This window comes from Klebsiella indica, assembly GCF_005860775.1.
In the GTDB taxonomy this organism is placed as follows: Bacteria; Pseudomonadota; Gammaproteobacteria; order Enterobacterales; family Enterobacteriaceae; genus Klebsiella; species Klebsiella indica.
On record NZ_VCHQ01000024.1, the window covers coordinates 137,964 to 157,489 of the forward strand.

Annotated in this window: 17 protein-coding genes; 9 read left to right on the forward strand and 8 right to left on the reverse strand. The window is 54.6% G+C overall.

Annotated elements, in window-relative coordinates:
- The first annotated feature begins 13 nt into the window (after window positions 1–13).
- From FE839_RS16715 to folA, 6 genes are all read left to right on the forward strand, one after another.
- Complete coding sequence (locus tag FE839_RS16715; RefSeq protein WP_138361904.1) at window positions 14–1,006, forward strand: LacI family DNA-binding transcriptional regulator; 993 nt, start codon at window positions 14–16, stop codon at window positions 1,004–1,006.
- Window positions 1,007–1,216: 210 nt separating this feature from the next.
- Window positions 1,217–2,167, forward strand: a complete 951-nt coding sequence (locus tag FE839_RS16720) for a 2-hydroxyacid dehydrogenase (RefSeq protein ID WP_138361905.1) — start codon at window positions 1,217–1,219, stop codon at window positions 2,165–2,167.
- 72 nt (window positions 2,168–2,239) lie between these two features.
- Window positions 2,240–3,544 (forward strand): MFS transporter, encoded by a 1,305-nt coding sequence (locus FE839_RS16725; RefSeq protein ID WP_138361906.1) that lies wholly within the window; start codon window positions 2,240–2,242, stop codon window positions 3,542–3,544.
- A 95-nt stretch (window positions 3,545–3,639) separates the two neighbouring features.
- The gene (gene kefF / locus FE839_RS16730; protein ID WP_138361907.1) at window positions 3,640–4,173 is read left to right on the forward strand and encodes a glutathione-regulated potassium-efflux system oxidoreductase KefF; all 534 of its coding nucleotides are present in this window, start codon (window positions 3,640–3,642) and stop codon (window positions 4,171–4,173) included.
- Complete coding sequence (gene kefC, locus FE839_RS16735) at window positions 4,166–6,031, forward strand: glutathione-regulated potassium-efflux system protein KefC (RefSeq protein ID WP_138361908.1); 1,866 nt, start codon at window positions 4,166–4,168, stop codon at window positions 6,029–6,031. The genes kefF and kefC overlap by 8 nt, the downstream gene beginning before the upstream one ends.
- Before the next feature lie 197 nt (window positions 6,032–6,228).
- Entirely contained in the window at window positions 6,229–6,708 is a 480-nt protein-coding gene (folA, locus tag FE839_RS16740; RefSeq protein ID WP_138361909.1) for a type 3 dihydrofolate reductase, read from the forward strand.
- A 112-nt stretch (window positions 6,709–6,820) separates the two neighbouring features.
- Here the strand turns inward: folA and apaH are convergent, their stop codons facing one another.
- From apaH to lptD, 6 genes are all read right to left on the reverse strand, one after another.
- Window positions 6,821–7,669: a bis(5'-nucleosyl)-tetraphosphatase (symmetrical) ApaH gene (gene apaH, locus FE839_RS16745; protein WP_138361910.1), complete on the reverse strand. Its 849-nt coding sequence runs from the start codon at window positions 7,667–7,669 to the stop codon at window positions 6,821–6,823.
- Window positions 7,670–7,673: 4 nt separating this feature from the next.
- Window positions 7,674–8,051, reverse strand: a complete 378-nt coding sequence (gene apaG, locus FE839_RS16750) for a Co2+/Mg2+ efflux protein ApaG (RefSeq protein WP_138361911.1) — start codon at window positions 8,049–8,051, stop codon at window positions 7,674–7,676.
- A gap of 2 nt (window positions 8,052–8,053) precedes the next feature.
- Window positions 8,054–8,875 (reverse strand): 16S rRNA (adenine(1518)-N(6)/adenine(1519)-N(6))-dimethyltransferase RsmA, encoded by an 822-nt coding sequence (gene rsmA, locus FE839_RS16755; protein ID WP_138361912.1) that lies wholly within the window; start codon window positions 8,873–8,875, stop codon window positions 8,054–8,056.
- Complete coding sequence (gene pdxA, locus FE839_RS16760) at window positions 8,872–9,852, reverse strand: 4-hydroxythreonine-4-phosphate dehydrogenase PdxA (RefSeq protein WP_138361913.1); 981 nt, start codon at window positions 9,850–9,852, stop codon at window positions 8,872–8,874. Before pdxA ends, rsmA begins: the two co-directional genes overlap by 4 nt.
- A gap of 121 nt (window positions 9,853–9,973) precedes the next feature.
- On the reverse strand, window positions 9,974–11,260 hold the full coding sequence (gene surA / locus FE839_RS16765) for a peptidylprolyl isomerase SurA (RefSeq protein ID WP_138361914.1): 1,287 nt from the start codon (window positions 11,258–11,260) through the stop codon (window positions 9,974–9,976).
- A 54-nt stretch (window positions 11,261–11,314) separates the two neighbouring features.
- Window positions 11,315–13,657: an LPS assembly protein LptD gene (gene lptD, locus FE839_RS16770; protein WP_138361915.1), complete on the reverse strand. Its 2,343-nt coding sequence runs from the start codon at window positions 13,655–13,657 to the stop codon at window positions 11,315–11,317.
- A gap of 244 nt (window positions 13,658–13,901) precedes the next feature.
- Here lptD and djlA point away from each other — a divergent pair, with 244 nt between their 5' ends.
- The gene (djlA, locus tag FE839_RS16775; RefSeq protein WP_138361916.1) at window positions 13,902–14,729 is read left to right on the forward strand and encodes a co-chaperone DjlA; all 828 of its coding nucleotides are present in this window, start codon (window positions 13,902–13,904) and stop codon (window positions 14,727–14,729) included.
- Between the two features lie 33 nt (window positions 14,730–14,762).
- On the opposite strand, the gene FE839_RS16780 is transcribed toward djlA, so the two are convergent.
- Together FE839_RS16780 and FE839_RS16785 are read right to left on the reverse strand one after the other, a co-directional pair.
- Window positions 14,763–15,461 (reverse strand): response regulator, encoded by a 699-nt coding sequence (locus FE839_RS16780; RefSeq protein ID WP_138361917.1) that lies wholly within the window; start codon window positions 15,459–15,461, stop codon window positions 14,763–14,765.
- Window positions 15,451–17,076 carry an ATP-binding protein gene (locus FE839_RS16785; RefSeq protein ID WP_138361918.1) on the reverse strand — a complete coding sequence of 542 codons (1,626 nt, stop codon included), beginning with the start codon at window positions 17,074–17,076 and terminating at the stop codon, window positions 15,451–15,453. The genes FE839_RS16780 and FE839_RS16785 overlap by 11 nt, the downstream gene beginning before the upstream one ends.
- A 327-nt stretch (window positions 17,077–17,403) precedes the next feature.
- On the opposite strand from FE839_RS16785, the gene FE839_RS16790 reads away from it, so the two are divergent.
- Together FE839_RS16790 and citX are read left to right on the forward strand one after the other, a co-directional pair.
- Window positions 17,404–18,759 carry a 2-hydroxycarboxylate transporter family protein gene (locus FE839_RS16790; protein WP_138361919.1) on the forward strand — a complete coding sequence of 452 codons (1,356 nt, stop codon included), beginning with the start codon at window positions 17,404–17,406 and terminating at the stop codon, window positions 18,757–18,759.
- A gap of 167 nt (window positions 18,760–18,926) precedes the next feature.
- Entirely contained in the window at window positions 18,927–19,466 is a 540-nt protein-coding gene (citX, locus tag FE839_RS16795) for a citrate lyase holo-[acyl-carrier protein] synthase (RefSeq protein WP_138361920.1), read from the forward strand.
- Window positions 19,467–19,526: the final 60 nt, after the last annotated feature.

Below are 19,526 nucleotides of genomic sequence, written 5' to 3' on the forward strand. Positions count from 1 at the left end.
GACGGGTCGATAAATGAAAGTACAACGCATTACGCTCAATGATATTGCAGCGCTGGCAGGCGTAACCAAGATGACCGTCAGCCGCTATTTACGTACGCCGGACAAGGTCAAGCCGGAAACGGCAGAGCGTATCGCCAGCGTTATTGCCGAAATCGGCTACGAACCGGACCCTGATAATCCGGCGATGATTAGCGTTGCCGTTCCGCGTATTGGCGTGCTTATTCCCTCCTTTCATAATCAAATTTTTGCCGATCTGCTGGCCGGGATTGAGTCGGTCACCGCTACCCACGGTTATCAGACGCTGGTGGTGAATTACGACTATGACCGTCAGCGTGAAGAGGAGCAGATTGCCGCTGTGTTAGCCTTTAACGTCAAAGGCCTGCTGCTAACCGAGTCGGTCCATACGTTGCGGGCGGATAAATACCTCAATGCGGCAAAGATTCCCGTGGCCGAGGTGATGGGGCTGACGGATAACGTCGGGCGCATTAATGTCGGCTTTGATAACTTCAACGCCGGATTCGATATGACCAATATGCTGCTGGCGAGCGGTAAGCGGCGGGTAATCTATTTTGGTTCGATGTCCGACGTGCGAGATGAGCAGCGCTATGCCGGTTACTGTCAGGCGATGACCAATGCTGGATTGCCGCAGGGACGTATCGCGCCGAACAAAGTGTCGTCGGTGTCGATAGGAACCGGGATGATGACCCTCGCTCGTCAGATGTACGCAGATATGGATGCGATTCTTTGTACCAATGACGATCTTGCCGTTGGCGTGTTACAGGAGTGCCTGGCTTCCGGTATCAATGTGCCGCAGGAACTGGCGATTGCCGGTTTTCATGGTCTGGAGATCGGGCAGATCGTCTCCCCGCGTCTTGCCAGCGTACTGACGCCACGCTTTGAAATGGGTAAAGTCGCAACGGAAATTTTAATTAAGAAAATCAAAGGACTGCCCACGATTGAGAAAGTCGATCTGCATTATCGCTTGTCGATGGGGGAAACGATTTAACTCTGCCTGACCGTTAATGGCGCGGTGTTAGCGGAACGTTAACGTATTTTCCGCTGTCATGCCGCTGCAGGCCGGTTTTGTCTTAGCGATCACGGAGCGCGTAACAGCTATTTTTAACACGATTCAGCGTGATGCAGATCGCAAAAAACCACATAGAAAATCCGTTTGATAGTGACTACCGTCGTACTGAAATATCAAACAGGTGATCTGATGAATAATGCTATTACCCGCGCCGTCCTTTTAGTGGCCCCCGTTATCGATACCCTACAGGCGCAGCTGGCCGCCGAGTTTCCATTGTATCGCCTGTATGAGCAGGACGATCCGATCGCTTTTCTGCGCGAACAGGGGGAGAACATTGCGGTCGTGGTCACCCGGGGTGATGTTGGCGTTCAGAACAGCGTTCTGGAGCTGCTGCCGCACGTTGGGTTGATTGCTATCTTCGGCGTGGGTACCGATGCCGTCGATTTGGAGTTCACCCGCACCCGGCAGATCGCCGTCTCTATTACTTCTGGCGTGTTGACCAACGATGTCGCCGACCTGGCGATGGGGCTTCTGCTGGCCGGTTCGCGTCAGTTGTGTCAGGGCGATCGTTTCGTGCGGGAAGGGCGCTGGCTGACCGGCGGGCTGCCGCTGGCGACTCAGGTGAGCGGCAAACGCATCGGCCTGCTGGGGATGGGCAATATCGGCCAGGCTATCGCTCGCCGCGCCCGCGGATTCGATATGGAGGTGCTTTATACGGATCGCAAAAAAGTGAAAGGACTCAGTTATCAGTGGTGCGCGGACCTGCACACGCTGGCCCATGAAAGCGACTTCCTGGTGATTGCCGCCTCGGGAGGCGAAGCTAATCGCGGGCTGATTGACGCTTCCGTGTTTAACGTCATGCCGAAACATGCCTGGCTGATTAATATTGCCCGCGGCTCGCTGGTGGACGAGAAAGCACTGATCCAGGCGTTACAAAACGGTGTTATCGCCGGAGCCGGTCTTGACGTCTTCGAAGATGAGCCAAATGTACCGGCAGAGCTGATTGCGCTCAATAATGTAGTACTACAGCCGCATGTTGCCAGCGCCACTCATGAGACGCGGCAGAAAATGAGCGATGTGGTTTATGCCAATGTGGCGGCTTATTTCGCCGGTACGGTATTGCCGAACGCAATTAATTAATTCTCACGTTTATTTCTCTGTTCCTACGCTCACTTTATTACAATGATAACCTCTGCATAGAGAGTGCGATATATGAACGATAAAATTCCCAGCACCCGCTGGCTGCGTATTATTACGCCGGTATTGATTGCTTGTATTATTTCGTTTATGGACCGGGTTAATATTAGTTTTGCGCTGCCCGGCGGAATGGAAACGGATTTAGGTATTACCAGTCAGATGGCTGGTGTCGCCAGCGGAATATTTTTTATTGGTTATTTATTTCTGCAAATACCCGGCGGCAGAATTGCGGTAAACGGCAGTGGCAAGACGTTTATTGCCTGGTCACTGATCGCCTGGGCGGTTGTGTCTATCGCCACCGGTTTTGTGACTCATGAATATCAATTGCTGGTGTTACGTTTTATTCTCGGGGTCTCTGAAGGTGGCATGCTGCCGGTGGTGCTGACGATGATCAGCAACTGGTTTCCGGAAAAAGAGCTTGGTCGGGCGAATGCTTTTGTGATGATGTTTGCCCCACTGGGCGGCATGCTGACCGCGCCAGTGTCGGGCGCCATTATTGCGGCGCTGGACTGGCGCTGGCTGTTTATCATCGAAGGGCTGCTGTCGGTAGTCGTGCTGGCGGTATGGTGGTTTATGATTAGCGACCGCCCGGAAGAAGCCCGCTGGTTGCCGGAAAGCGAGCGTCAATATCTTGTCACTACGCTTGCGGCTGAACGAGCGGTAAAACTGGCCGAAGCGCCAGTGAGCAATGCGCCGGTGAAAGACGTGTTCCGTAACCCTGGCCTGATGAAGCTGGTGATCCTCAACTTCTTTTACCAGACCGGTGATTATGGTTACACGCTATGGCTGCCGACGATCCTTAAAGGACTGACCGGCGGTAGTATGGCTAGCGTCGGATTCCTCGCCATACTGCCGTTCATCGCGACCCTGGCCGGGATCTACGCGATCTCGCTATTCAGCGATCGCAGTGGTAAACGTCGTCTGTGGGTTCGTTTCTCGCTCTACTGCTTCGCGGCGGCGCTGGTGGCCTCAGTCGTGCTGCGCGAGCATGTGGTGGCGGCTTATATTGCGCTGGTGGTCTGTGGTTTCTTCCTGAAGTCGGCAACCAGCCCATTCTGGTCGATGCCCGGACGTATCGCCTCGCCGGAAGTGGCCGGGAGCGCTCGTGGTGTGATTAATGGTCTGGGTAACCTTGGCGGTTTTTGCGGTCCATATCTGGTCGGCGTGATGATTTATCTTTATGGTCAGAACGTCGCGGTCTGTGCGTTGGCCGGGTCGTTGATCATTGCCGGAACCATCACTTTCTTGTTGCCGAAGAAGTGCGACCTTGATACCTCCGAGTCGGATATCGCGGTCAATAAACAGCCGCGGAATGCGTAAAATAACGCGGTATAGATCGCACTTATCGTTGTAAGCGTTTTGATTAACTGTCTACACTCTTGCTGATTACTACAGGAGCGAATGCAGGCTAATCAATGATTCTTATAATTTATGCGCACCCTTATCCGCAGCACTCGCATGCGAATAAACGGATGCTTGAGCAGGCAGGGAGGCTTGACGGCGTAGAGATACGTTCTCTCTATCAACTTTACCCTGATTTTAATATCGACGTCGCCGCCGAACAGGCGGCGCTGGTTCGCGCCGATCTGGTTATCTGGCAGCATCCGATGCAGTGGTACAGCGTGCCGCCGTTGCTGAAACTGTGGATGGATAAAGTCCTGTCGCACGGCTGGGCATATGGTCACAACGGCAGCGCGCTGCGCGGTAAATCGCTGATGTGGGCGGTGACGACCGGCGGCGGTGAAAGCCACTTTGATACTGGCGCTTTTCCCGGTTTTGATGTTCTGGCCCAGCCGCTACAGGCGACCAGTCTGTACTGTGGCATGAAGTGGTTACCACCGTTCGCCATTCATTGCACGTTCGTCTGTGATGATGAAACCCTCCAGGCGCAGGCGCGCCATTATCGGCAACGTTTAATAGAATGGCAGGAGGCACATCAGAATGGATAGCCACACGCTTATACAGGCGCTGATCTATTTAGGTTCTGCCGCGCTGATTGTCCCGATTGCCGTGCGCTGTGGGCTGGGATCGGTGCTCGGCTATTTAATCGCCGGGTGTATTATCGGCCCGTGGGGGCTGCGGCTGGTCACGGATGCTGAGTCAATTCTGCACTTTGCTGAAATCGGCGTGGTGCTGATGCTGTTTGTCATTGGCCTGGAACTGGATCCTCAGCGCCTGTGGAAGCTGCGCGCTTCGGTGTTCGGCGGTGGGGCGTTGCAGATGGTGGTCTGCGGCACGCTGATTGGGCTGTTCTGTATGTCGCTTGGCCTGCGCTGGCAGGTGGCGGAGCTGATAGGTATGACTCTGGCGCTCTCCTCAACGGCGATTGCGATGCAGGTGATGAACGAGCGTAACCTGATGGTGACGCAACTGGGCCGTAGCGCTTTTGCGGTGCTGCTATTCCAGGATATTGCCGCTATTCCGCTGGTGGCGATGATCCCGCTGCTGGCGGCGAGCGGCGGCTCGACGACGCTGGGCGCGTTTGCCCTGTCGGCGCTGAAGGTCGTGGGGGCGCTGGCGCTGGTGGTGGTGCTCGGGCGCTACCTTACCCGACCGATGCTGCGCTTTGCCGCACGTTCCGGCCTGCGAGAAGTGTTCAGCGCCGTGGCCTTGTTTCTCGTATTTGGTTTCGGATTGCTGCTCGAAGAGGTTGGCCTGTCGATGGCGATGGGCGCGTTCCTTGCCGGGGTGCTGCTGGCGAGCTCGGAGTATCGTCACGCGCTGGAAAGCGATATCGAACCGTTTAAGGGCCTTTTGATGGGGCTCTTTTTTATCGGTGTCGGCATGTCTGTCGATTTTGGTACCCTGGCGACCCATCCGCTGCGCATTCTGATTTTACTGGTGGGTTTTCTGGTGATTAAATCCCTGATGCTGTGGCTGATTGCCAAACCGCTGAGCGTACCGCGCGCCCAGCGCCGCTGGTTTGCGGTACTGCTGGGACAGGGGAGTGAGTTTGCCTTTGTCGTGTTCAGCGCAGCGCAGATGGCCGATGTGCTGGACAGCGAATGGGCGAAGGCGTTAACGCTGGCCGTCGCACTGTCGATGGCGGCAACGCCGATTCTGCTGGTACTGCTGACGCGTCAGGAAAAATCTACGGGGGGCCAGCAGCGCGAAGCTGATGAAATTGATGAAGAGCAGCCGCGGGTGATTATCGCCGGATTTGGTCGTTATGGGCAGATCGTCGGTCGTGTGCTGCTCTCCAGCGGCGTAAAGATGGTTATCCTCGATCATGATCCTGACCATATCGATACCTTGCGCAAATTTGATATGAAAGTGTTTTACGGCGATGCCACGCGCGCTGATCTGCTGGAATCCGCCGGGGCGGAGAATGCGGAAGTGTTGATTAACGCTATCGATGATCCGCAGACCAGCCTGCAACTGGTGGAACTGGCAAAAGAGCACTTTCCGCATCTGCACATTATTTCCCGTGCCCGTGATGTTAACCATTACATCAAGTTGCGTCAGGCCGGGATAGAAGCACCGGAACGTGAAACCTTTGAAGCGGCGCTGAGATCCGGGCGCATGACCCTGGAGGCTCTGGGGCTGGGGGCATACGAGGCCAGGGAGCGCGCCGATCTGTTCCGCCGTTTTAATCTGCAAATGGTTGAGGAGATGGTGGTCATGGCGGAAAACGATTCGGCTTCCCGGGTGGCGGTGTTCAAGCGTACCAGCGAGATGCTGGCCGATATCATCAACGAAGATCGCAACCATTTGTCGCTGGTTCAGCGTCATGGCTGGCAGGGGACGGAAGAAGGAATACATACTGGCGATATTGCTGATGAGCCGCAGAATAAGCCGGTGTCATGAAATGAATTCAGGGTGTCACGTGAGTTTTACAAGTAATATTTTGTTTTCCATTTAAATCCGCTGCTGGCGGCTCACCAGGCTTACGTGGGCTTGCCAGCAAATCTAAAAATTTCCTTATTCTTTACTCTCTGTCCAGTCGACGAAGTATTACGCTTTCCGTATAGTGGCGGCAATTTTTTGTATTCGGGAATTAATCAATGATCAGTCTTATTGCGGCGTTAGCGGTCGATCGCGTTATCGGTATGGAAAACGCCATGCCGTGGAATGTGCCCGCCGATCTCGCCTGGTTTAAGCGCAACACGTTAAACAAACCGGTAGTGATGGGGCGTCTGACCTGGGAATCCATTGGTCGCCCTTTACCCGGGCGTAAAAATATTGTTATCAGCAGCCAGCCAGGCACCGACGAACGCGTACAGTGGGTAAAATCGGTTGATGAAGCCATTGCCGCCTGCGGCGATGTCGAAGAGATGATGGTGATTGGCGGCGGTCGTGTTTATGAACAGTTTCTGCCGAAAGCGCACAAGCTCTATCTGACGCATATTGACGCGGAAGTCGAGGGTGATACCCACTTCCCGGATTACGATCCGGATCAGTGGGAGTCCGTATTCAGTGAGTTCCACGACGCCGACGCGCAGAACTCTCATAGCTACTGTTTCGAGATTCTGGAACGTCGTTAATCGGTCGTGGTCATGCAGATTTGTCGGCCTGATAAGCAGCTATCTCAGATAATGATGTGGCGTGAATGCCGGATAGCGGCGTAAACGCCTTATCCAGCCGACAACATAAGACTCAGGCGTTTACCGCTTCGCCTTTGCCTGAATCAAGATGACGGTTCGACGGCTGCACAAAGTAGCGTTTATCTTCCCAGCGCAGGCAGGTGAGATCCCCGCCCCAGCAGCAGCCGGTATCCAGCGCATAGATCCCTTCCGGCGTGCCTTTTCCTTCCAGCGAAGCCCAATGACCGAAAGCAATGCTGTATTCGCTGGCCACCGGGCCAGGAATGGCAAACCACGGTTTTAGCGGCGCGGGGGCGTTTTCCGGCGCCTCTTTGGCGTACATATCCAGTTGCCCGTTCGGAAAACAGTAGCGCATGCGGGTAAAGGCGTTGGAAATAAAGCGCAGGCGCGCCAGGCCGCTGAGTTCATTGCTCCAGTTATTTGGCATATCGCCGTACATGGCGTCGAGGAAGAACGGGTAGGAGTCGCTGGACAGCACCGCTTCCACATCGCGAGCGCACTGTCTGGCGGTGGCCAGATCCCATTGCGGGGTAATCCCGGCATGGGTCATCACCAGCTTTTTCTCTTCATCGATTTGCATCATCGGCTGGCGACGCAGCCAGTTGAGCAACTCATCGGCATCAGGCGCTTCAAGCAGTGCTTTTAGCCGATCCTTCGGCTTATTGCGGCTGATACCGGCGAAAACCGCCAGCAGATGAAGATCGTGATTACCCAGGACGATGCGTACGCTATCGCCAAGCTGTTTCACGAAACGCAGCACTTCGAGAGAACCGGGACCGCGCGCGACCAGATCGCCGGTGAGCCACAGGGTATCAACCTCAGGATTAAACTCCACCTGCTCTAATAATGCGATCAATTCATCGTAACAACCGTGAACGTCGCCAATAAGGTATGTAGACATTGTTTTAATGGATGAGCGTTGGTACTGCGAGACGGAAAACAGGGATTTCAATGGCGAACGGCGTACCGTTCACATCGATCATTTCATAATGACCCTGCATGGTGCCCAGCGGCGTTTCGATAACCGCGCCGCTGGTGTATTGAAATTCGCCGCCAGCGGGAATATATGGCTGTTCGCCGACAACCCCTTCCCCCTGAACTTCGGTCTCACGACCATGACCGTTGGTGATAAGCCAGTAGCGGCCAAGAAGCTGAACCTGAGTCCGCCCCAGATTGCGAATGGTGACGGTATAAGCGAAGACGTAGCGCTCTTCTTCCGGGGAAGATTGCGATTCGATATAGACGCTTTGCACCTGCACACACATTCGGGGCGAATTAATCATGGTTAGCTCTCCTTGACAGGGGGATGATCGGATAACCAGTTAGCTAGCTGACAGTACTGCGCCACGGAAATATTCTCTGCGCGCATTGCCGGATCGATGCCCAGTTCGCTCAGAACCTCTATGCTGAACAGATTACCAAGGCTGTTGCGGATGGTTTTGCGCCGCTGGTTAAACGCCTCGGTCGTAATACGGCTCAGCACGCGTACTTCTTTTACCGGATGGGGCAATGTGCGGTAAGGCACCAGACGTACGACGGCGGAATCGACTTTAGGCGGCGGCGTAAAGGCGCTCGGCGGCACTTCAAGCACCGGGATTATCTGGCAGTAATACTGCGCCATTACGCTTAACCGACCATACGCCTTACTGTTCGGCCCGGCGACCAGACGATTGACCACCTCTTTTTGTAGCATAAAGTGCATATCGGCAATGGCATCAGTATAGCTGAACAGATGAAACATGAGCGGCGTTGAGATGTTATATGGCAGGTTGCCGAAAACGCGCAGCGGCTGGCCCAGGCTCCGGGACAGCTCGCCGAAGTTCATGGTCATGGCATCCTGCTGATAAATCGTCAGCTTTGGCCCGAGAAACGGGTGGGTTTGCAGACGGGCGGCCAGATCGCGGTCCAGCTCGATGACGGTCAACTGGTCGAGGCGTTCGCCGACCGGCTCGGTCAGCGCGGCGAGGCCGGGGCCGATTTCAACCATTGCCTGACCTTTTTGTGGATTGATGGCCGAGACAATGCTGTCGATCACGAAGCGATCGTTGAGAAAGTTTTGCCCGAAGCGTTTACGGGCTAAGTGGCCCTGATGGACTCGATTATTCATTGAGTATTAACAATCATTTTGATGGCGAGATTAAGCGCCGTGATAAAACTGCCGACTTCCGCTTTCCCCTGGCCCGCAAGTTCAAGCGCGGTACCGTGGTCAACGGAAGTGCGAATAAAAGGTAAACCGAGCGTAATATTCACGCCGCGGCCAAAGCCCTGGTATTTTAGCACGGGCAGGCCCTGATCGTGATACATCGCGAGTACCGCATCGGCATGGTCGAGATATTTTGCCTGAAACAGAGTATCCGCCGGTAACGGGCCGCTGAGGTTCATGCCCTTCGCGCGCATCTCTTCCAGCACCGGAATTATCGTATCGATCTCTTCCGTGCCCATATGGCCGCCTTCACCCGCATGCGGGTTCAGGCCGCAAACCAGTACGTGCGGGTCCTTGATGCCAAATTTGCTGCGCAAATCATGATCGAGGATGGTGATGATTTCGCGCAGCAGCTCGGGGGTGATCGCCTCGCTTACCGCTTTGAGCGGCAGATGGGTGGTCACCAACGCCACGCGAAGCGCTTCGGTTGCCAGCATCATGACCACTTTACTGGCCTGTGAACGCGCTTCGAAGAACTCAGTATGGCCGGTAAAGGGGATTCCCGCGTCGTTGATAATACCTTTATGCACCGGCCCGGTAATCAGCGCGGCGAATTCGCCGTTCAGGCAACCATCGCAGGCGCGAGCCAGCGTGTCGACCACATAACCGCCGTTTTTGACGTTGAGCACGCCCGGTTCAACCGGCGCATTGAGGGCGACGGGAAGCAGCGTCAGGGTACCTGCGCGTTGCGGCGTCGCCGGCTGCGTGGGTTCGTAAGGCAAAAGGGATAAAGAGAGACCGAGCAGCTTTGCTCTGTCAGACAACAGCGCGCCGTCAGCGCAAACGACCAGTTCGACCGGCCAGTCGCGCTGTGCAAGCTGCACCACGAGGTCGGGGCCAATCCCTGCGGGTTCGCCGGGAGTGATAACAACGCGATTCATACACTTCATCCTTCAGACGATCTCTTACTGGCTGCGCTTCGTCACCCCGGTCAAAGGCCGGGGCGATTCGCTTAGCCGCCTCGATACACCCTGAACGATGTTGTGTATGAGGCTTATGCGATTAGTTGTTCAGAATCTTAACGTAGGCGCTGGCGCGCTGTTCCTGCATCCAGGTGGCCGCTTCTTCAGAGAATTTGCGGTTCATCAGCATGCGGTAAGCGCGGTCTTTTTGCGCGGCATCGGTTTTGTCAACTTTGCGGGTATCCAGCAGCTGAATCAGGTGCCAGCCGAAAGAGGAGCGAACCGGGGCGCTGATCTGACCTTTGTTGAGATGCATCAGCGCATCGCGGAACGCCGGATCGAAGACATCCGGCGTCGCCCAGCCTAAATCACCGCCCTGGTTGGCGGAACCCGGATCTTCGGAAAACGCTTTCGCTGCCTGAGCGAAGGTGGTTTTACCGCTCTTAATGTCAGCCGCGATCTGCTCCAGCTTCTCGCGTGCCTGATCGTTGTTCATAATCGGCGACGGTTTCAGCAGAATATGGCGAGCGTGAACTTCGGTGACCGAGATGTTCTGGTTGCCGCCGCGCATATCGTTAACCTTCAGGATATGGAAGCCAACGCCGGAACGAATCGGGCCAACAATATCGCCTTTCTTCGCGGTACTCAGCGCCTGAGCAAAGATGCCTGGCAGCTCCTGAATACGCCCCCATCCCATCTGGCCGCCTTTCAGCGCCTGCTGGTCGGCAGAATAGGTAATAGCCAGTTTGCCGAAGTCTGCGCCGTTGCGCGCCTGCTCAACCACCGAGTTTGCCTGCGCCTGCGCAGCGGCAACCTGCTCGGAAGTTGGATTTTCCGGCAGCGGGATCAGGATGTGGCTAAGGTTCAGTTCAGTGCTGGCATCGTTCTGATCGCCAATCTGTTTGGCCAGCGTTTCCACTTCCTGCGGCAGAATGGTGATGCGACGACGAACTTCATTGTTACGCACTTCCGCAATCAACATCTCTTTGCGAATTTGATTACGATAGGTGTTGTAGTTGATCCCGTCATAGGCCAGACGGCTACGCATCTGATCCATGGTCATATTGTTTTGTTTGGCGATGTTGGCGATGGCCTGGTTGAGCTGATCGTCAGAGATCTTCACGCCCATTTTCTGGCCCATCTGCAGAATGATCTGGTCCATGATCAGCCGTTCGAGGATCTGATGACGTAAGGTTGCGTCATCCGGCAACTGCTGCCCGGCCTGGTGGGCGTTAAGTTTTACCGATTGCATCAAACCATCGACGTCGCTTTCCAGAACAACGCCATTATTGACGACAGCCGCTACTTTATCGATAACCTGTGGGGCAGCGAAACTGGTATTCGCGATCATGGCGATACCGAGAAGCAGCGTTTTCCAGTTCTTCATACTTTTTCCATTTCAATTAACCGCAATTGCGGATTACGTTGTAAACCAGCCACATCACAGGGAGCTCTGGTACGGTAAAATGTTCGAACGCAGCATTTGTTGGGTGCCGAGACCGTAGTTGGAACTCAGACCACGCAGCTCAATGTTAAAGCCGAAGGTATTATCGTATTTGCTTTCGCTGCTGTCGTTATCCCAGCCGTTGATCTTGCGTTCATAGCCGACGCGGATAGCGTAACAGCAGGAGCTATACTGCACCCCTAACATCTGGTTCGCTGATTTTCTGGTATTCGTGTCGTAGTAGTACGCGCCGACGACAGCCCAACGATCGACGATTGGCCAGCTGGCGGTGATACCTACCTGCGAAATCCCATCTTTATACTGCTTAGCGGTGGAATACGAAGGCAGTGTCGCCTGAATGTACTCCGGGCTTGCGTAACGGTAGTTAAGTTGTACTAAACGGTTTTCGTCGCGACGGTATTCCACGGTTCCGTTGCCGGTTGCGACGTTATCCAGACGCGTATCGTACTGAATGCCCCCGCGTAAACCCCAGTCATCGGTGATGCGCCAGTAGGTGTCGCCAGCCCATACCAGTGAACCTCGCGTGTCGTTGTTCTCCCAGTTGATGTTGTCGTCACCGGTTCGTGCCTCGGTGAAATAGTAGATTTGACCAACGGAAATATTAAAACGTTCAACGGCGGCGGAATCATAAACGCGCGATGTGACGCCGGTAGTCAGCTGATTGGCCGAAGCAATACGGTCGAGGCCGCTATAGGTGCGGTCGCGGAACAGGCCATTGTAGTCCGATTGCAGCAGCGTGGAGTCGTAGCTGCCGATCTTGCTCTGGTCACGATAGGGGATATACAGATACTGCACGCGCGGTTCAAGCGTCTGGGTATAGTTCTCTTGCATATCGCGCTCGAAAACCATTTTGCCATCGACTTTAAACTGCGGCATGACGCGGTTAACGGAATCTTTATAGTCAGTCCCGTTGGCTGCGTTATAAGTATCAAGGTTGCTCTGCTGATAATGCGTTGCCAGCAGTTTTGCCTCGGTATCGAGACTTCCCCAGCCGTTAGACAGCGGCAGATCGATGGTCGGTTCAAAGTGAACCCGGGTGGCTTCCGGCATATTGCTGTTTGAGTTAACAAAGTGCACCGCCTGGCCATAAAGATGGGTATCAAACGGGCCGACATCGTTCTGATAATAATTGACATCCAGCTGCGGTTCGGCGGAATAGGCGTTACTTGATTCCCGGTTAAAGACCTGGAACTGCTTCGTCGACACGGTGGCGTCAAAGTTCTGATTGGCGTAGCCCGCGCTCAGTTTTTGCGTGGCGTAGCCATCGGTACTGGAACCGTATTTGGAGCTAAAATCGTTGAAGTAATCGGGATCGCTGACTTTGGTGTAGTCGGCATTCAGACGCCACACCTGGTCGATAACGCCGGAATGCTTCCAGTAGAACAACCAGCGGCGGCTGTTACCGTCGTCCGGGTGATCGTTGCGATAAATGCTATCCGATGGCAGATAATCGAACTCCAGCAGGCCGGTGCCCGCCTTGGTGAGATAGCGGAACTCGTTTTCCCACATGACGCCGCCGCGCTTGCTCATATAGTGCGGGGTCAACGTGGCATCGAAGTTAGGCGCGATATTCCAGTAGTAAGGAAGATAGAACTCCACGCCGTTTTTGGTACTGTATTTGGCGTTCGGGATCAGGAAGCCTGAGCGGCGTTTATCGCCCACCGGCAGTTGCAGGTAAGGGCTGTAAAAAATCGGCACCGAGCCGAGTTTAAACCGCGCGTTCCAGATTTCCGCCACCTGCTCCTGGCGGTCGTGGATAACTTCGCTGCCGACGACGCTCCAGGTGTCAGACCCTGGCAGGCAGGAGGTAAAGCTGCCGTTTTCTAAAATCGTATAGCGGTTTTCACCGCGCTGCTTCATCAGGTCAGCGCTGCCGCGGCCCTGACGACCCACCATTTGGTAATCGCCCTGCCAGACGTTAGTATCTTTGGTGTTCAGATTCGACCAGGCCTTCGGCCCTTTCAGGATCACCTGATTGTCGTCATAGTGAACATGGCCGAGGGCGTCAATCGTGCGTACGGGTTGCGCCTGGCCTGCGGCTTGCTGCTGATGAAGCTGAACCTCATCGGCCTGGAGACGGCTGTTCCCCTGATTAATATCAACGTTGCCGGTAAATACGGCATTATCAGGATAGTTGCCTTTCGCGTGATCGGCATTGATCGTCACTGGCAGGTCGTTGGGCTTCCCTTCAACCAAAGGACGTGTATAGGCAGGGACGCCAAGCATACACTGCGTGGCGAGATCGGCAGCGAAGCCTTGTTGGCTATACAAGGCGCTGGCAATCATGGTTGCCAGTAGGCTGGGAATACGTTTTTTCATACGTTGTATTTGTTGTTCCGTCATCATGTAGCAGCGGCTTGCAAACGGTCAGAGCCTAACGTACTCATCTTAATCGCGCTAGTGTTAATCCGGCCCGTTTTATTCCCGAGCGTTAGGCACCGTGTAGAATGACGAGTATGATAAAGCAAATTATAGGCTATGTCCCATAATTGACCGAGGCGTCAGCGCTTTGTAATGTGCGGTCAGATATAGCTTAACTGGCGGCTGAGAGATTGGGGAGTCTATGCAGTATTTGGGGAAAATAATTGGCGTTGCGGTGGCGTTGATGATGGGGGGCGGCTTCTGGGGCGTGGTGCTGGGCTTCTTAGTCGGGCATATGTTTGACCGTGCACGTAGTCGCCGTTTGAATGTGTTTGCCAACCAGCAGGAGCGCCAGTCGCTGTTTTTTTCCACCACTTTTGAAGTGATGGGGCATCTGACCAAATCGAAAGGGCGTGTCACTGAAGCGGATATTCATGTCGCCAGTCTGATGATGGATCGGATGAATCTGCATGGCGAAGCGCGTACCGCGGCACAGCAGGCATTTCGGGTCGGAAAATCAGATGATTATCCGCTGCGCGAGAAAATGCGTCAGCTGCGTAGCGTCTGTTTTGGGCGCTTTGATTTAATTCGGATGTTTCTGGAAATTCAGTTGCAAACCGCCTTCGCCGATGGCGAGTTGCATCCGAATGAGCGTGAAGTGCTGTTTGTTATTGCCGATGAGCTGGGGATTTCCCGCGCCCAGTTCGATCAGTTCCTGCGTATGATGCAGGGCGGCGCGCAGTTTGGCGGTGAGTCGCAGCAGCAATCGTATGGCCAGCGCGGCGGCCATGCCGGTTGGCAGCAGGCGCAGCGAGGGCCAACCCTTGAAGATGCCTGTAACGTATTAGGGGTAAAGCCCACTGATGACGCCGCGACCGTTAAGCGCGCCTATCGTAAGCTGATGAACGAACACCATCCGGATAAACTGGTGGCGAAAGGCTTGCCGCCGGAGATGATGGAGATGGCCAAGCAGAAAGCGCAAGAGATCCAGAAAGCCTGGGAGCTTATTAAAGAGCAGCGCGGATTCTGAATTACCGCCCTCTCCCCGGCGCGGGAGACGGCGTTACGATGTGCCGACGGCGCGGCGGTACATCCGCCGCGGATGGCCGATTTTGCCGTATAGCATTTCCACATCCAGAAAGCCGATTTCCACGCAGTGTTCCAGATAGCGTCGGGCGGTGGTTTTACTTAACCCCGCCTCATTTACCACTTCATCAACCGAAAAGCAGCGATCTTCTCTGTCGGTAAACAGGCTTTGCACCCGCGCCAGGGTTTTTTCTTCAATGCCTTTACTGCCGCTTTCGGCGCGGAAGTTTTTCGCCTGCAACTGATACAGTGAATCAACGTTCTGCTGGTCGACAATCTTCCATTCGCGCTGTTGATCGTAGAACTGCACGAACCGTTCAAGCGACTGGCTCAGACGCTTCCATGACACCGGCTTGAGGATGTAGTCGAAAGCACCGTTGCGGATTGCCAGACTGCAGGTTTCCATGTCACTGGCGGCGGTAATAAAAATCACCGAACAGTTAGCCTGGGCCAGAATGGGGTCGTTCATCAGGGTGACGCCTTTTCCGTCCGGCAGGTAGTTATCAAGCAGTAGCAGCTGCGGCGGCCTGGCGTTGAGTATCTGCCGCGCCTGGGCGAGGGATGCCGCCATTCCCGTGAGTCGCATGCGCGGGTGTTTGTGGATAAGCTCGGCGTGCAGCCGCGCCAGTTCGCTTTCATCTTCGATGATCAGTACATCGACCAGGTCATGATGCATAGTGCGTCTCTTGTTGCGGAAGGGCTGGCCCGTTGGCGGGAATAAACAGCGTGAAAATCGCGCCGCGCGGCGTGTTATCGGCCACTTCAATCGTGCCGCCAGCCTGGGTGACATAGTGCTCAATAAGATAAAGACCAATACCGTGATCGCCACGGGTTTTGGTTGTGATGCCGCGTTCAAAAATGCGCTCGCGGATTTCCGGGCGAATACCGATCCCGCGGTCAGCCACCTCAATGATTAATTCCCGGGCATTAAGCTGAATCAGGATCTCGACCGCTTCGTGCGGCGGCGCAGCGCGCTGGGTGGCCTCAATGGCGTTATCCAGCAAATTACCGATGATAGAGATAAGTTCAGACTCCATCAATGACGGCAGCGGGCGGTCAATACGGCAGGCGGGGTCAAAGCTGAGTTCCACCCCTTTCTCCCGTGCGCGGGCGGCTTTACCCAATAGCAGGCCGCACAGCGTCGGGGAATGAAAACGCGATGAGATAAAGTCCAGCAGTTCCTGGGCGTGTTCCGACTGGGCCTGAATATAGCGAATCGCCTCATCATAGTGGCCCATATGCAGTAGACCGGAAAGCGTCGTCATACGGTTTAGCTGCTCGTGACGCATAATACGCAAGTTATCGACATAGCGTTTTACCTGGCTGAGCTGGGCGCTAAGGGAGTTAATTTCATCGCGATCGCGGAAGGTAATCACCCAACCCTGTAGCGCATTTTCCAGCATGATGCGTACCCGGCTGGCGAGGACGGTAAGCTGGTTAAATCGGCACAACTCATCGTGAGTATCGTTTTCGAGCATCTCATCGCCGGTGAAAAACGGCTGTGGGGTAATGACGCTATCGATTGATTTACCGCGCAGTTGGTGCGCGGGCTGGGTCAGCCCGAGCAGGCTGCGGGCAGCGTGGTTAATCACTTCAATGCGCCGATTATGATCGATCGCAATCACGCCTTCGTATATCGATTCCATCATTGCTTTTTGCTGGCGAACCAGCAGGCCGATTTCGCGTGGTTCCAGCGAAAAAATCTGTTTTTTGATGCTGCGGGTGAAGTACCAGGAGAATACAAACAGTGCGATCAGCAGTATCAATGCGGCGATAAAGAGATTGAGCGCTTTTTCCAGCGTAATGCTGTCGAGATAGCTGGTGAGGTAGCCGACGGAAACAATCCCGATAACCTGGCCTGCGTCATTGAAAACGGGCGCTTTGCTGCGCAGGGAAATCCCCAGCCCGCCTTTACGGATGGTGGTGATGCTTTTCCCCTCCAGTACGGCCTGGTTATCGCCGCCAACCAGCCGGGTGCCAACCCATTCCGGATGGACCGAATGAAACAGATGCAGGCCATGCTTGTCGCCAATCACAATAAAACTGGCGTCGCTGCGGCTGGCGATATGTTGCATAAACGGTTTGATGGCTTGAGCGTCTTCACGCGCCACCCACTGACGTAAATCCGGCATCAGGGCGATTTCTTCTGCCTGTATTTTCGCCCGGGCGCTCATTTCCTGATAAAGCTGATGGCTGGCGTCGAAATAATAATAAACGCCGAACAGTGAGAACAGCACTGAGAAAAAGGCGACCAACGAAATGAATAACTTAAATTGAAATGAAACTTTCATAAGTATTATGCACAATATCAGAGTGGCGGCAGGCGATCATCTTTTGCAATGCCAACAGGGTTCTTGAGGGAAACTTTTGAGCGTCCACGCAGGGCAGGGGCCTGGTACCAGCATTATCCGCTGGCGGTGATTTATCAAGGTGAATTCGGCCACGGATTTAAAAACCATAAAAACCACGCCAATAAATCAGCGCGATATCACACCAATAATAAAAACCATAAAAACCATAGTGACCATAAAAACTTCGTTTTTAATCTGTTGATCCTCACATTAAGTCTGTGCGTGGCGCTCTAATCTGCAAAGGAATAATAATCAGAGGGCTTAATCATGAGCACCACAGACAACGCATTCCCTGCAACCATCGATCCTATTAATACGCCGAAAGCACCGCTAAAACAGCGCTGGTGGCACATTCTTGATAACTGGAAAGTCGGTATTATCCCCTTGCCGCTGTTTTTGCTGGCCGGCGGCCTGATCGCGATAGATTGTCTGGGCGGCAAGCTACCGAGCGATATTGTGGTTATGGTGGCGACACTGGCTTTTTTCGGTTTTGCCTGCGGCGAATTTGGTAAACGCCTGCCGGTGCTGGGGAAGCTCGGGGCGGCGGCCATCTGCGCGACCTTTATTCCTTCGGCGCTGGTGCATTACGGACTGCTGCCGGATGTGGTAGTGGAATCAACCACCAAATTCTATAAATCGACCAACATTCTCTATCTCTATATTTGCTGCATTATCGTCGGCAGCATTATGAGCATGAACCGTACCACGCTGATTCAGGGTTTTTTGCGGATTTTCTTGCCGATGCTGTGTGGGGAAATCGTTGGCATGCTGGTGGGGGTCGGCGTCGGTACCGTGCTGGGTCTGGAGCCGTTTCAGGTATTCTTCTTTATTGTGTTGCCAATTATGGCCGGTGGCGTAGGGGAAGGCGCGATACCACTGTCAATTGGCTACGCCGCGCTGATGCATATGGAACAGGGCGTTGCTTTAGGTCGGATTCTGCCGATGGTGATGCTGGGGAGTCTGACCGCGATTGTTATATCCGGCGGCTTGAATCAGTTGGGTAAACGCTTCCCGCATTTAACCGGTGAAGGGCAACTGATGCCAAACCGCCGCAACGAGATACAGGGTGAAAAGGCTGCCGAGGGCAAAATGGATGTGACGACGCTGGCGTCCGGCGCGCTGTTGGCGGTACTGCTGTACATGCTGGGTATGCTGGGGCAGAAGATGATCGGCTTGCCAGCGCCGGTGGGAATGCTGTTCCTCGCGGTGCTGCTCAAACTGGCGAACGGCGTCTCTCCTCGTCTGCAGGAGGGGTCGCAGATGGTGTATAAGTTCTTCCGCACGGCGGTGACTTACCCGATTCTGTTTGCTGTCGGCGTGGCGATCACCCCGTGGCAGGAGCTGGTTAACGCATTTACCGTGACCAATCTGCTGGTGATTATCAGTACCGTGTCGGCGCTGGTGGCGACGGGGTTCCTGGTAGGGAAAAAGATTGGCATGTACCCGATTGACGTGGCGATTGTCTCCTGCTGCCAGAGCGGTCAGGGCGGTACCGGCGATGTGGCGATTCTGACGTCCGGCAACCGCATGAATCTGATGCCGTTTGCCCAGATTGCCACGCGAATCGGCGGCGCGATTAATGTTTCGCTGGGATTGCTTTTTCTTAGTCATTTCCTGGCATGATTTAACTTTTTTGTAACGATTAAGTCTGTTATTTATCGCAAAATGACGCAGAAAATTTCTGCGTCCTGTCTCCAAAATGCGGTGCATTTAGCGATACAATCAGCGCCGAAATTGGTGAGAGCGACGGTCGCCTGAGCGCTGTCTTTTATTGATGAGGAGAGAAACAAATGTCGGTGGATAGTCCCGCCTGTGAGGGCGTAAGCATGGAGGCGCTGCTGGCGGCGAGAGAGCAGCGTGCGGCTCGCCAGGCCGACTGGCTGGCCCATTATCAACAGCCGGTCATTTCGTTGACCCTGGTAACGCCTGGCGCGGTAAAAGACAGCATTCGCTATCGCAATATGATGGGCGTGGCGCTGCAGGCCTGTGACCAGATGTTATGGACACACCGCTGGCACACCCTGGACCGTCAGGTGCTATGGCTGCCGACCGGGCCGGAAGCGCTGTGGTGCGTTGAACATAACGCGAGTGAAATCAAAGCGTTTTGTACCGATCTGGAGCAGAGTCATCCGCTGGGCCGTCTGTGGGATATTGATGTGATCTGCCCGAAAAATGGCCTGGTTGGCCGGCAGTCGATGGGAGAAGATAAGCGCCGTTGCTTGCTGTGTGAAGAACCGGCGCACGCCTGCGCCCGTAGTCGTCGTCACGAAACCGGGCAGGTTGTTGCCCGCGTTGAACAGATGATTGATGCGTGGTTTGCCCGCGATTAACGCGAGCTTCCTGTTGGTACTATAAGCGTCCCGGGTGCGCCGCTGGCGGCACGACCGGGA

Bases quoted from the DNA above. Each gene is read 5' to 3' on its own strand.
- FE839_RS16715 (WP_138361904.1), top strand. From the start codon at position 14: ATGAAAGTACAACGCATTACGCTCAATGATATTGCAGCGCTGGCAGGC.
- FE839_RS16720 (WP_138361905.1), top strand. From the start codon at position 1,217: ATGAATAATGCTATTACCCGCGCCGTCCTTTTAGTGGCCCCCGTTATC.
- FE839_RS16725 (WP_138361906.1), top strand. From the start codon at position 2,240: ATGAACGATAAAATTCCCAGCACCCGCTGGCTGCGTATTATTACGCCG.
- kefF (WP_138361907.1), top strand. From the start codon at position 3,640: ATGATTCTTATAATTTATGCGCACCCTTATCCGCAGCACTCGCATGCG.
- kefC (WP_138361908.1), top strand. From the start codon at position 4,166: ATGGATAGCCACACGCTTATACAGGCGCTGATCTATTTAGGTTCTGCC.
- folA (WP_138361909.1), top strand. From the start codon at position 6,229: ATGATCAGTCTTATTGCGGCGTTAGCGGTCGATCGCGTTATCGGTATG.
- apaH (WP_138361910.1), bottom strand. From the start codon at position 7,669: ATGTCTACATACCTTATTGGCGACGTTCACGGTTGTTACGATGAATTG.
- apaG (WP_138361911.1), bottom strand. From the start codon at position 8,051: ATGATTAATTCGCCCCGAATGTGTGTGCAGGTGCAAAGCGTCTATATC.
- rsmA (WP_138361912.1), bottom strand. From the start codon at position 8,875: ATGAATAATCGAGTCCATCAGGGCCACTTAGCCCGTAAACGCTTCGGG.
- pdxA (WP_138361913.1), bottom strand. From the start codon at position 9,852: ATGAATCGCGTTGTTATCACTCCCGGCGAACCCGCAGGGATTGGCCCC.
- surA (WP_138361914.1), bottom strand. From the start codon at position 11,260: ATGAAGAACTGGAAAACGCTGCTTCTCGGTATCGCCATGATCGCGAAT.
- lptD (WP_138361915.1), bottom strand. From the start codon at position 13,657: ATGAAAAAACGTATTCCCAGCCTACTGGCAACCATGATTGCCAGCGCC.
- djlA (WP_138361916.1), top strand. From the start codon at position 13,902: ATGCAGTATTTGGGGAAAATAATTGGCGTTGCGGTGGCGTTGATGATG.
- FE839_RS16780 (WP_138361917.1), bottom strand. From the start codon at position 15,461: ATGCATCATGACCTGGTCGATGTACTGATCATCGAAGATGAAAGCGAA.
- FE839_RS16785 (WP_138361918.1), bottom strand. From the start codon at position 17,076: ATGAAAGTTTCATTTCAATTTAAGTTATTCATTTCGTTGGTCGCCTTT.
- FE839_RS16790 (WP_138361919.1), top strand. From the start codon at position 17,404: ATGAGCACCACAGACAACGCATTCCCTGCAACCATCGATCCTATTAAT.
- citX (WP_138361920.1), top strand. From the start codon at position 18,927: ATGTCGGTGGATAGTCCCGCCTGTGAGGGCGTAAGCATGGAGGCGCTG.